The 12,876-nt window shown below is 56.6% G+C and carries 9 protein-coding genes; 3 read left to right on the top strand and 6 right to left on the bottom strand.

Translation table 11 applies throughout. From position 1 onward, the window contains the following. Positions 1–269: 269 nt before the first annotated feature. Both GOW16_RS02650 and GOW16_RS02645 read left to right on the top strand, forming a co-directional pair. Entirely contained in the window at positions 270–2,123 is a 1,854-nt protein-coding gene (locus GOW16_RS02650; protein WP_170409936.1) for a hypothetical protein, read from the top strand. Positions 2,124–2,682: 559 nt separating this feature from the next. Then, entirely contained in the window at positions 2,683–4,689 is a 2,007-nt protein-coding gene (locus tag GOW16_RS02645; RefSeq protein ID WP_170409934.1) for a DEAD/DEAH box helicase, read from the top strand. A 61-nt stretch (positions 4,690–4,750) separates the two neighbouring features. Here the strand turns inward: GOW16_RS02645 and GOW16_RS02640 are convergent, their stop codons facing one another. From GOW16_RS02640 to GOW16_RS02620, 5 genes are read right to left on the bottom strand one after another with little or no spacing between them, the layout of a single operon-like run. Beyond that, positions 4,751–6,247, bottom strand: coding sequence for a class I adenylate-forming enzyme family protein (locus GOW16_RS02640; protein WP_170409932.1), 1,497 nt, complete (start codon positions 6,245–6,247; stop codon positions 4,751–4,753). Next, positions 6,244–7,665: an acylating sulfoacetaldehyde dehydrogenase gene (sauS, locus tag GOW16_RS02635; protein ID WP_170409930.1), complete on the bottom strand. Its 1,422-nt coding sequence runs from the start codon at positions 7,663–7,665 to the stop codon at positions 6,244–6,246. The genes GOW16_RS02640 and sauS overlap by 4 nt, the downstream gene beginning before the upstream one ends. 56 nt (positions 7,666–7,721) lie before the next feature. Continuing rightward, complete coding sequence (locus GOW16_RS02630) at positions 7,722–8,681, bottom strand: tripartite tricarboxylate transporter substrate binding protein (RefSeq protein ID WP_170409928.1); 960 nt, start codon at positions 8,679–8,681, stop codon at positions 7,722–7,724. A 43-nt stretch (positions 8,682–8,724) separates the two neighbouring features. After that, positions 8,725–9,180 (bottom strand): tripartite tricarboxylate transporter TctB family protein, encoded by a 456-nt coding sequence (locus tag GOW16_RS02625; RefSeq protein WP_170409926.1) that lies wholly within the window; start codon positions 9,178–9,180, stop codon positions 8,725–8,727. Continuing rightward, a complete protein-coding gene (locus GOW16_RS02620) occupies positions 9,177–10,688 on the bottom strand; it encodes a tripartite tricarboxylate transporter permease (protein ID WP_170409924.1) in 1,512 nt (503 codons plus the stop codon). Before GOW16_RS02620 ends, GOW16_RS02625 begins: the two co-directional genes overlap by 4 nt. Before the next feature lie 113 nt (positions 10,689–10,801). Between GOW16_RS02620 and GOW16_RS02615 the strand changes: the two genes are divergently transcribed. Continuing rightward, on the top strand, positions 10,802–11,833 hold the full coding sequence (locus GOW16_RS02615; RefSeq protein WP_170409922.1) for a LacI family DNA-binding transcriptional regulator: 1,032 nt from the start codon (positions 10,802–10,804) through the stop codon (positions 11,831–11,833). An 11-nt stretch (positions 11,834–11,844) separates the two neighbouring features. On the opposite strand, the gene GOW16_RS02610 is transcribed toward GOW16_RS02615, so the two are convergent. Next, positions 11,845–12,867: an Ldh family oxidoreductase gene (locus GOW16_RS02610; RefSeq protein ID WP_170409920.1), complete on the bottom strand. Its 1,023-nt coding sequence runs from the start codon at positions 12,865–12,867 to the stop codon at positions 11,845–11,847. Between the last annotated feature and the right edge of the window lie 9 nt (positions 12,868–12,876).

Here is a 12,876-nt window from a genome sequence, read left to right as displayed (position 1 = left end):
CGAGCCAAAGAGGCAACGGAGATGAAGTCCAAGAGTAGCACAAGAATGCGGCTCTCAAGAGAAGAATTGGCCTTATCGTGAGCCCCTCGCTTTTTGAAACATGGTGGGGGTGCTGCGCCTGCTCAGAAATTTCGGTGGATTACCAAAGTTCACTGAGCATGCAATAGAGAACTCGGACTTGAGGTCACCCCAATTTAGCGCCAAAGGTGCCTTCACTGAATCGGACAAGCCCGTCTAATCTCAGCTCATTCAGCATACAGGGTCCTTGCATGACGAAACATCTCAAAGAGTATTTGGCTTACTATCAGGGACTCCAAAAACCCGGATATGCGGTGCTTGTGACAGGTGACTGGGGAGTTGGAAAGACGCATCAAGTTCGCCAGTGCATCGAAAAAGAGGATTGCTACTATGTCAGTCTTTTTGGGCTGCAGACGCCCAGTGAGGCACATGCAGCTGTCTATGCCGCTTATGCTCCTACATTAAATAAACTTGGCGATTTCATTGGCGCTGCTGGCGATGCTGCTGAGAACGTCGGTGGTCTCATCTCTCTCGGCGGTGCTGCAGCTGATTGGCTGAATGCGACCATGCGGCGAAATGTGGAACCTGATCGCACACTGATTTTTGATGATCTCGAACGGTGTGGCATGAGTTTGGAACAACTCATGGGCGTTTGTTCGACCTATGTTGAACATTTGGGATTTCGAGTAGTTCTAATAGCTGATGAGAAAAGACTCGAAGCAAAGCACCCCGACTATAGGCAGGCGAAAGAAAAGGTCGTGGGGCATACTTCAAAGGTTGTCCCTAGGGTCTCGGAAGCATTCGAAGCGTTCGTCGCGAATGTAGACGGTGCTTCTCGTGATTTCATTGTTGCGATGAAGCCTGAGGTCATTGAGATATTCCATGCATCTAATTGCAAGTCACTCCGCGTGCTTCGTCACGTCATCTTCGATCTAGCCCGTCTGCATCAGTCTCTAGGACCAAAACAACTTGAGAACGGCGACGCCATGGCGGAGACAGTCGGGTTGTTTGTCGCTTGCGGAATTGAGGCCCGACTCGGGAGACTTACTCAAGACGATCTAAAAAACCGTGCTGGACAGCGCATGGGCTTCGAAATGAGGCGTCAATCCGCTAAAGACAAGGATGAGGTTGAGCAACCACCATTAGTTGCTGCTGACGACAGATATCCGACGATCGATTTGGAAAACCAAATTCTTGATGATCAGGTCTTAGAGGATGTGTTTGAGCATGGGGTTTTTGATTCAGACCGGATCATCATCTCAATCGAACGATCTCCGCATTTTGTTGAGGCAAAGAACCTCCCGCCTTGGCGGCTTGTATCGAGCTTCGATGAGCTTCCGGACGAAGTTTTTGAGTCTGCGCTAGACACCATGAACAAGCAGTTCGAGAATCGAGAGATCACGTCTTCAGGCGAGATGTTACATATGTTCGCCCTCAAGTTAATGATGTCCGATGAAGGCATTTTGGAGCAATGCTTAGACACCACGCGCGATGAGTGTCTAAATTACATCGAAGATCTTCTGGCTGCTGGTAAGCTTCCACCCAGAGAGCTTGATTGGCGATGGTGGGATAGCTTCGACCGCGCATACGGCGGATATGGTTATTGGGTTCGTCCCACGTATCAGGAACAGTTCAAGTCACTTTGGGACCGACTTATTTCGGCCAGAGAAGAGGCTCTAGAAGCCAGCTTTCCAGCCATCGTCAAAGATCTACTGGGAGTCCTTGCCAAAGATGGCATAGAGTTCTATCGGCAGGTTTGTCATACGGCGGGACGCGATAGCCCTTATGCCCTGATACCAGTTTTTAAATCCATATCTCCCGCGGAATTTGTGGAAGCTTGGTTGGCCGCACCGCGACCGAATTGGCGATGGGTCAAGAGTGCCTTGGAGGATCGACTAGAGCCGCATCGTGCTCAAAATGAACTGGCTTCTGAGCTCGATTGGGCGTTGGGTGTGTTGGGGGAAATTGAGAAACGTCGCGACACATTGACGGGCTTCGAGCGCCTGAGGGTGGAGCGCATTATCCCCAAGAAGTTGCGTCAACTAGAAGAGGTTCACGAGGCTGAAGCCGTGCAGCAAGCGGTTGTGCAAAACGATGCGGAGTGAAACCAGTTTGCTTTGGTTAGGGCGCGACACACAATTTGGGTTTTGAACGACACACAAGATTTTGCGCAATTCGCTATGTTAGCTGCAACTATCTGATAAAAACAAAAATAATATGGAAGTGGGATTGATTGGTGCTGCCCCCGGGCACCACTAAATCAACAATACAACGATTAAGGTTGCACTTAATCCCAGCTTGATGAGCCGTTGAAAGTGTGCGCTGATCAGGTTTGATCGATTTCTTAGCAGAAACCTTAAATTCAAGCCGTGTCATGAAACTATTGGTTGACATGTCACGGAAAAACTCTGCTGTTCCAGCCGCTTGGAAAACTCAACAGATTCCGCGACTATCATGGCATCGTGAGGTTTCGGTAAGGACCGGAACGCATCCAGGAAGTTTGGCAATGGCATCAATGAAGTCACGTTGCTCTGGCGGCGCGAAAAAAGACACGGCTATACATTGCCGGCGACTCCCGGTATGAGGCGATCTTTAACCTAGGAAGATGCGCGGATTGCAATGCCGCAAGGCCCGTATCCCCCGGCTGACACAAAGAACACCATCGTGAAACAGACCATCGCAGATGCGCTTGCCCGCAAGGGCTATGATACTTTGACACAAGTCCAGCAGGCTGTGACTCAGCCCGGGTTGGAAGGACGCGATATGTTGGTGTCGGCGCAAACCGGATCAGGAAAAACGATCGGGTTCGGGTTAGCGATAGCGCCACAGATATTAGGCGATGACGAGACCTTTGGGGTGTCTGGCGCGCCTTTGGCTCTGGTTGTTGCGCCAACGCGGGAATTGGCGATGCAGGTCAAGCGCGAACTGAGCTGGCTGTACTCTGACGCTGGTGCGTTTTTGGCCTCGTGTGTCGGCGGTATGGACATGCGGGATGAACGTCGTGCTTTGGCGCGCGGGGCGCATATTGTCGTTGCAACGCCAGGGCGGTTACGCGACCATATCGTGCGGGGGTCCATTGATCTGACCGCAATCCGCGCTGTGGTGCTGGACGAAGCCGATGAAATGCTGGACCTTGGATTTCGCGAGGATCTTGAGTTCATTCTGGATGAAACCCCGGCTGAGCGGCAAACGCTGCTGTTCTCAGCCACTGTGCCGCGTGCCATTGCAAATCTTGCGACACGCTATCAGCGCGACGCCGAGCGGGTCAGTACTGTCAGCGAGAAAACTCAACATGCGGATATTGAATACCGTGCGATGATGGTGGCGCCGCGTGATGGCGACAATGCGATCATCAATGTGTTGAGGTTTTACGAAGCGCCCAACGCCATCGTTTTCTGTAACACGCGCGCGATGGTCTCACGACTGACCACGCGGCTTTCCAATCGCGGGTTTTCGGTTGTGGCTTTGTCGGGTGAGTTGACGCAGAGTGAACGTTCCAACGCCTTGCAATCGATGCGTGATGGGCGGGCCCGGGTGTGTGTGGCCACGGACGTCGCGGCGCGAGGGATCGATTTGCCGAACCTCGACTTGGTGGTCCATGCCGAATTGCCCAACAGTCACGAGACGCTTTTGCACAGATCCGGACGAACGGGCCGGGCCGGGCGAAAGGGCGTCAGCGCGTTGGTGGTCGAGCCGTCGTCACGGAAAAAAACCGAGCGTATTCTGAAATTCGCGAAATTGACGGCCGAGTGGGGCGTTGCGCCATCGGCTGACGAGGTGAATGAACGTGATCAGGCGCGGATGTTCGCCTCGGATGACTGGCAGGTCGAAGTTACCGAAAGCGAAAGGGCGGCGGTTCAGCATCTGGTTGAAGGATTTACCGCTGAACAAATCGCGGCAGCGTATCTTCGTCAGTACAAATTGCGCCACTCGGCGCCAGAAGAGTTGGCCCCGGTGTCGGCAGAACGCCCGAAACCTCGCGCGGCCTTTGGCCCGAGTGTTTGGTTTTCGCTGTCTGAGGGCCGCAAGCAAAATGCGTCGCCGCGTCATTTACTGCCAATGATCTGCAAGGCGGGCGATCTGACCAAAGACGATATCGGGGCGATCCGGATTGCCGACGACGTGTCCTACGTCGAGATCCGCGAAGCCAGCGTTGAGGGTTTTCTGGCGGCTGTTGGCGCAGACATGAAAATAGAAGGTTCGAAAGACGTGGTGCGTTTGGATGGCGCACCTGACGTGCCAGCGTTTGAGCGTCCAAAGTCCAACCGCGCGCCCAAAGGTAAACCGCGTCCACGCAAAGGGGACACGACGCCCGTTGATTGGAACGACGAACCGGCGCCCCGCAAGCGCAAACCCAAGCTCGAAGAACGCAAGCCGCGACAACCGGCTGAAAAGCGTTCCAAACCGACCCGCTCAAAAGAACAGGGCTCGGCACTTTCCGGCACGAAAAGCGAAGCGGACGTTAAGTTTTCGGCGACAAGTGTTAAGAAGAAATCCCCCAAAGCGCCAGCCGGTAAAAGCAATGACGGTCGCATAAAGCCCGGTGGCAAACCCACCAAAGGTCCGCCACCGCCAAAGGGGAAACCCAGCAGCAAAAAGAACCGTGCGCGGGCTGCAGCGGCAAAGTCGGGCAAGGGTGGAGACGCCGTGCCGAAACGGCGCAAAACCTGAGGCCGTTCATTGCACCGGACTGACCCGGGCCACACGCCCGTAGTTTTCGCGCTGCAGGCGCTTAGGATTGGTCGTCAACGATTTCGAGAATCCGGTTGCGCTGAATCTTGCCCGATGGCCCCTTCGGCAGGTCCTGCAGAATGTGAACCTCGTCAGGGGATTTGAACCGCCCCAGTTTGGTCTTACAAATCTCTAAAAGGGTCAGCGGTGTCAGTTCGGACCCGTCCCGGATTTTGACCGCGGCCTCGACTGTCTCGCCATAGCTACGGCACGGGCGCGCAAAGGCTGCGGCTTCGACAACGTCGGGATGGGAATAGAGCGCCTCGTCAATCTCACGCGGGGCGATGTTTTCGCCGCCTTTGATGATCAGTTCTTTCAGGCGGCCGGTGACATAGACGTATCCATCCTCGTCCATACGCGCCAGATCGCCGGTGCGTAGCCAACCGTCCGTTGTGAAAGTGCCTGCGGTCGCATCGGCGTCTTTGAGGTATTCAAGCATCACATTCGGTCCGCGTATGACCAACTCACCTTCTGTTCCATTTGAGACAGGTTGCTGGTTCACATCCCGGATCGCGGCGTCGTTTCCGTACGCGACGCCTGGTGAGCCGATCTTGCGCACGCCCGGTGGGAGTGGGTTCGACAGGATCTGCGCAGCAGTTTCCGTAAGCCCCATGGTTTCGACGATGGGAACCTCGAAGCGGTCTTCAAATGCGCGTTGTACATCCGGCGCCAGCGCGGAAGAGGCAGACCGCCCAAACCGCAAACTCTGGCGGGTTTGGGCATCCGGGTTGGTGTCAGATTGCAGCAGATGAGAGATGATGGTCGGGACAACCGAAAACCATGTTGCCTGAGTTTTACCAAGATTGTCCCAGAACCGGCGGGTCGAAAACCGTTCGCACATGGCCAGGGAGCCGCCAGAGACGAGGGTTCCCATCACCGTCACGCAAAGCCCGTTGATATGGTAGATCGGCAAGACGCAGAAACCGCGATCCGAATCTGTCAGTTCATGCGCGACAGCGGTGGTCCAGCCGCCCGCCAAAAAGCTGGAATGCGTATGAACGACACCTTTGGGCCGACCGGTTGTGCCCGAGGTGTACATAAGCAGGGCATGGTCTGCGGGCGCCAGATCATAAAGCTCGGTATCCGAGTTATCAGCTTCTTCGATCTGTAAAGGCGTAGTTACGGCAGAATCGGCTGTTCGGTTGAACAATTCCGCTTGATCCGGGTGCACGAAGGCAAATCGCGCGCCGCTGTGTTCGAGGGCGTAGGCCACGGCACTGTCGCCCGCGACAAGATTGATCATAGTTGCCCGAAACCCACCGTAGAGAACGCCGAACAAAGCGATCAGCGCCTCGCGGCAATTGGGATAGACGAGTGCGACGCTTTCGCCTTTCTGCACGCCTAGGCGGGTCAACATGCTTGCCACGTTTCGGGCCGAGTTGCGCAGTTCCGCCCAGCTCAGATCCTGAGTGCCATCGGGAAAAACGAACCCGGTTCCGCCCTGATCGGCCCTTAGGTCCAGCCAGTCGCGGACCGTTCCCTTTGGCGGTTCCATCATTGGCCGGCCTCCCTCCAATACGCGCCGAATACATCTTCGAGCGCGGGTTCGCGCGGGGGTATTTCACGCACAATTTTGGTGGTCTGAACGAAATGCCGCCAATGCAGGTTGGTATCGATTGAGTTCCCACCCCAGCTGCCGCATCCCATCGATAGGGAAAAGGGCATGCCATTATTGAAGCTACCACCGGTGGCAAAGGTATGCGCCTGATTGACGATCACCCGACAGGTGGGTAGCTCGCGGCCCAACTCAACCGCGCGTGTGTCGTCGCTGGTGTGAATGCCGACCGAATGTCCGGCGCCCTGATGGGCCAGAACGCGCATTGCGGTGGCTTTGGCAGCGGTGTAGTCCGAGGCCCGGTAAAGTGCCAGAATCCGGCTCAATTTTTCTCCGGACAGGGGGTGATCGGGGCCGATCCCGTCGGTTTCTACTGCCAGAAATTTCGTGCCTTCAGGGACTTTCCCAGCCATCCCCAGCGCCTCAAGCATCTTGTCGGAGTCCTGCGCAATGACTGACCGGTTCAGGTGCCCGCCCGGCCACAGCCTGGCAATGATGCCATCAGCATCTGAAGCGGGGACAAGCGCACCGCCCTCGGTCGCCATTGCAGCGACAAAGTCGTCGTAGACAGCATCCACCACCACAACTGCGTTCTCGGACGAGCATGAGGTCGCGTTGTCAAAACACTTGGACGCTGTGATCTTGGTCGCCGCCGCTGTCAGATCGGCGGTTTCATCGACAATCACGATGACATTGCCCGCACCAACCGCGACAGCGGGTGTGCCACAGGACTGGGCGCGGTGGACATTGTTCTGGCTGCCGGTGCAGATCACACGATCCGAGGTTTCCATCAGCCGTTGGGTTTTGGCCTTTGATCCCGGCGCCGGGATCATCTGGACCAGATCCCGGTCCAGCCCCAGCCTGTCGAATTCCGCGTGAATGTAGCTGAGCAGTTTCTCACAGGATGCAACGCCCTTGGGAGAGGGGGCGACGACGATCGCGTTGCCACCTTTAAGTGCATTAATGATGTTGTTGGCCGGTGTCGCGGCCGGATTGGTCGAGGGAACCACCGCGCCAACGACACCAATTGCACGAGCGATTTCCGTTATGCCTGTTTCGGGATCGTCGCTTATGACGCCATATGTCTTTGCCTCGGCAATGTCGCGCAATAGACCCAGGGTCTTGCGGTGGTTTTTGGTAATCTTGTCGGGCACATTGCCAAGCCCGGTTGTTTCAACCGCCAACTCCGCAAGGGTCCGGTTGCGTTGGGGTTCCATGATCGCCCAGCCCGCTGCCAGTGCGGCCTTGTCATAGTGCGCCTGACTGCCCGCAGCCTCATATGCGATCTGAGCCTTGCGTGCTCGCGCCACGATCCGGTCTACTTCGGCGATCTCGGGGGCTATGTCGTTCGGAGCGTTCATGATCATCCTCGATGTGTTGTTCGGGGCGGGCCTGACCCGCCCCGGTAGTGGGTCGTTCAGAGGCCAGCCAGCAATTCGTTCAGCGTCTGCTGGCGCTGTGCCCACATCTCGATCACTTCGTCACGTGTCATGATGTGCATGGGCGATCCACCCGCCTCCATCTTCTTGGCAACGCGGGAATTGGCGAACATCTCGGGCACAGTTGCTGCCAGTTTCTCGATCACCTCAGGAGGTGTTCCCTTGGGCACCATCACACCCCGGAAGTTGACTGAAGAGTTGTCCACGTCCAGCCCCTGTTCCATCATCGTTGGAACGTCAGGCAGGAACGCGTTGCGCTCCAAATCGGCAACGCCAAGGATCTTCACGTTGCCCGCCTCTTGCGCGCGGAACGCATCGGACAGGTTGTTGATGCCGCCCATGACTTCACCAGCGATAACAGCCTTCATCGCCGCTGCCCCGCCGCCTTTGGTCGGGATATAGGCCATCTTGGTACCGGCTGCCTTGTCGATCTGCAGCGCCGCGATGTGGTGGCCCACGAAAAGACCCGCTCCGGATACGGTCAGTTTGCCTGGGTTTTCCTTGGCAAAGGCCACGACATCTTCCATCGAGTTGAATTCACTGTCGGCACCAACCACGAATACAGCCGGGTCTGCACCCCAGTTCGCGATAGGTTCAAAGCTGTCTGCGGAATACTCGACGCCGCCCTTGATGGATTGGGCGATGAAATGGGGCACGTTGTATGCGGCCAATGTGTATCCGTCCGGATCAGCTTGTGTGGCGAACCAGTTCCAACCGACGCGCCCGCCGGCACCAGGCTTGTTGATGATGGCGATGGGCATTCCCAGGGCATCCTCGTTCCCGGCGGTCATGGTGACGATCCGCGCCTGAAAGTCGGTCGCCCCACCGGCGCCATAGCTGACCATCATCATCAGCGGTCGTTCGGGGTATTCCTCGGCCATTGCCGCGCCAGTCAGGCCCGCCAGAGCCATTGCTGCCCCTGCAATCAATCGTTTCATTTTGCGTTTCCTCCCTGATTAAGTTCACCCGCTTCCCAAGCGGTTAGAACAGAATTTCTCTTGGTGTGTAGACGTTCAAAAGCATGGCAAAGAGCCCATACATCACCGCCACGAAGACCGCCGTGATGATCCCGCGTTTGATCCAGATTTTGACCTCGGAATGGGGGGCTGGGTCGTAGATCGACAGAAGAATAAAGAAGGCGATGGTTGTTGCGGTGTAGAATCCCAGCGTTTTGGCAGCCCAGAAAACATAGACCAGCGTGATGATCAGACCGGGCAGCATGTTCACGAACATTGTTCGCGTCACGCCATTGCCGACTTTGGATAGTCCCATGACCGCTTTGCCAAAGGTCCACCCGGCCAGCACAACAAAGACCGTTGCAATCAATCGTGGGAACAGAAACGCCTCAGCTGGCTGTTGCGTGTAGCTAATCCATGTGACCCACAGGCCAACTGCAAAGACGAGACCTGACCCGAAAATATGTTGTGATCGGTTCATGCCTGTGCCTCCTCTTTGGTGGTATAGCGGCGGCTGCGCAGCTCCATCCAGACCGAGTAGGCGATTGAGGCCAGCACCACGGCGATCAGGAACAGGTTCAACCCACCGGTCATGAAGTATGAGGCCTTGCCAACAGTGGCGTCAGCGATCATTCCGCCCTGGATAAAGTTGGCCTCGGCGATCGGTCCGAGGATCAAACCCAGCACCAGCGGCGCGGCAGAAAAGCCGAAACGTTCCAGAAAGAACATCCCGATACCAAGGCATGCCATGACATAGACATCGCCCATTGACCCTTGGACTGAATAGGCGCCGAAGACCGACAAGGCCAAAACGATAGCGGCCATCACGGATTGGGGAACCTGTGCGACACGCGCTGCAAGACCGGCGACGTAGAGGCCGAATATGCACATCAGAACCTGACCGATCAGCATCGAGTTGATGAAGGTCCACGCCACGTCCGGGTGATTGTCGAACAAGTCCGATCCCGGGAAAATCCCGTGGATCAGCAATCCGCCCAACAGCACGGCGGCGGTTGGGCTGCCGGGGATCGACAGCGTCAACAAAGGGACAAGCGAGGGGCCAACCATCGCGTTGTTGGCGGATTCCGCGGCAATCACTCCCTCGGAGTGGCCTGTGCCGAACTTGTCTTTCTCGGCCGAAAACTTCTTGGTTTGGTCGTAGGCGACGAGACCCGCGATCTGCCCGCCGACGCCTGGGATCAGGCCAATGATCGAACCCGTCAGCGTTCCGATACTCAGCGCGCGCGTGCGGCTGAACAGTTCCTTGAACGCGGCCATGATCGAATGGCGCTGCACTTCGATCACCTCGGCACCGGTGTTGTGGCGGCCTTTGGCGAACATGGTCAGCACCTGCGGGATCGCAAACAGGCCAATCAACGCGGCGATGATGTTGATGCCGCCCCCGAGAGCAGGGTGGAAGATAAAGCGCTGGGCACCCATGATGTCGTCGAACCCGATGGTGGCCAGCCACAATCCGATACAGCCGGACAGCAGACCTTTGACCACGGACGCGGAGTCCAAGGTGCCGATGACCGTCACCCCCAGAATGGCCAGCCAGAACAGGTGGGACGGGCCAAAGGCCAGCGCCCATTGTGCGAGAACCGGTGTCAGAAAGATCAGCAGCAGGACGCCAAAGATGCCGCCCACTGCCGAGGCCAAAAACGACAGTTGCAGGGCGCGCGCGCCCTGACCCTGTTTTGCCATGGTGTGCCCGTCCAGAGTGGTGGCAATATTGGCCGGAGCACCGGGGATCTTCAGCAGAATTGCACTGACCGCCCCGCCGGCCACGGTCGAGGTGTAAGCCGCACCCAGCAGGATCAAGCCCTGCGCCGCTTCAAGTTGAAAGGTGAACGGGATCAGCAGAGCCACTGCCATCGTTGGTGACAGTCCCGGCGTTGCGCCAAGGATCAACCCTCCGATTGTGCCGCCCAAGAGCAACATGAACGAAAGCGGTGTGAACACTTCTCCGAAGTAATAGATGAATTCCATTCAGGGCCTCCCAACCCGTCCGTTCGCACTTTTACCTTTGTTGACAATTCAGGTTAGGGGATGAAAATAGTATTGCAAATGTTTTCATAAATTAGGCCGAATGGTGTGAAATTATGACTGTTTTTCAAAAGGGTAAGGTCGATATTGTGGCAGTTGCAAAGGCTGCAAAAGTGTCGCCGTCAACGGTTTCCCGCACCTTCAATCACCCCGATTTGGTGAACCCGGCGACTCGCAAAAAGATCAACAAGGCGGTGCAGAGACTGGGCTATATCCGCAACCGCGCCGCCCAAACGATGCATGGAAAACGGTCGGGAACGATTGGTCTTGTCGTGCCCACAATCAACCACGCCATTTTCTCAGAGGTCATTCAGGCCTTTTCGGACTCGATCGACAAGGCAGGGTTCAGTCTGTTGTTGGCGTCGCATGGCTATGACCTGAACCGGGAATACGCGATGGTTCGCAAGTTTCTTGAACATCGTGTGGACGGTGTCGCGCTGGTTGGTTTGGAACATTCCGATGCCACCAACCGATTGATCAAACAACAAAAGATACCAGCGCTTGCACTTTGGAATTACTCAGAGGAATCGCCACTTCCTTGTGTAGGTGCCGACAATCATCTGGCGGGAAGGTTGGCGACGGAACACTTGCTGAATTTGGGGCACCGTGACATCGGACTGATCTTTCCAGAGACACAAGGAAACGACCGGGCACAGAACCGCCTTTCCGCCGTGCATGATGCGCTAGGTGAAGTAGGGGTTGTGGTACCCGATGAACATGAAACCCAAGCGCCCTACAGTGTTTCTCAGGCCAAGCAAGCAGCCTTGGTGCTACTGACGACGTCAAAACGCCCGACGGCTTTGCTGTGTGGTAATGACGTCATTGCGCAGGGTGCGTTGTTTGCAGCCCAAAAGCTTGGTTTGCGCGTCCCGGAAGATCTATCAATTATTGGCATCGGAGATTTCAAGGGCTCCGCGGATGTTGAGCCGGGCCTTACGACTATCCGCATTCCCGCGGAAACAATCGGAGCGCTGGCCGGTGAAAAATTCACCGACTTTATAACGTCCGATGACCCCAAGTATTTCAGTATCCGTTGTGACTTGGAATGTGTCATCAGACAAACGACGCGTTCGCTGGTGACCCCATAGATTTACGCAGATTACCCGCGCTGCAAGGCCATGATCGCCTCTATCTTATCCAGTGTCGCGGTATTAACAGCGACGCCATCAGTTTGCGCCTGAACGCGTTTGCTACCGCGTCCATCCCCGGGCAGATGCGCTCCGTCCTGTGCCCGGATCGCTTCGACCAATTCGCTGATCCCCGAAGCAAATGCGTCGCCAGAGGTCACGCCCGGGTCAATCGCAATAAAGAATTGCCCGGTTTTGGGCGGTCCGCCAGCCGTGCCTGAAAACGGCGAAGCGTTGATGCCAAGGGTCGCCCCGGTCAAAGCTGCGGCCAATACTTCGGTCAGCAAGGCTACGCCAACACCCTTGTACCCACCAGACGGGGCCATCGAGCCCTTGAGGCCGACATTGGGGTCGGTGGTCGGGTTGCCGTCTGCGTCCAGAGCCCAACCAACCGGGATCGGCTTGCCTTCGCGGGCGTGTTTCATGACCTCGCTTTTGGCAATTGTGCTGGCGCTTTGGTCGATCAGCAGCGCGGGCTGACCGTCCGCACCCGGAGCCGCTATTGAGAAGGGGTTGGTGCCCACGACGGGTTTTGCGCCGCCCGAAGGGGCGATTGAAGCAGGCGCATTGGTAAACCCAAGTCCCACCAACCCGGCCTGCGCCAAACGGTATGTATGGTAGCCAAGGACCCCGCAGTTATAGCTGTTGCGGATAGAGAGTGCAGCGATCCCCTGTTCACGTGCGGCCGGGACAAGGGCTTCGAACCCCATATCAATTGCAGAGTGGGCAAAGCCGGTGGCAGCGTCTACATTAACGACACCTGGACGCGGGCGGGTCAGAACAGGCTGCGCCGTGCCGTCCACTTTTCCACACTGAACATGTTCGCAATAGATCGGGATATAGGCCAGGCCGTGGCTGGCCACACCATCGGCCTCGGTCGCAGCGGTAGCAACAGCCAGCGGTCGCGCGTTGGCTTCGGACGTTCCTGCAGCAACAAGTGCACGGAAGGCGAGGTCTTCGATCTGGGTAAGGGTCAGCGTACGGGTTTCAATCATTGGGCTCTC

Origin of the sequence: Ruegeria atlantica, from assembly GCF_013033965.1 — a bacterium.
Classification (GTDB): domain Bacteria; phylum Pseudomonadota; class Alphaproteobacteria; order Rhodobacterales; family Rhodobacteraceae; genus Ruegeria; species Ruegeria atlantica_D.
Note: the sequence above shows the minus strand (reverse complement) of the source record. Positions and strands in the feature narration are given on the sequence as shown.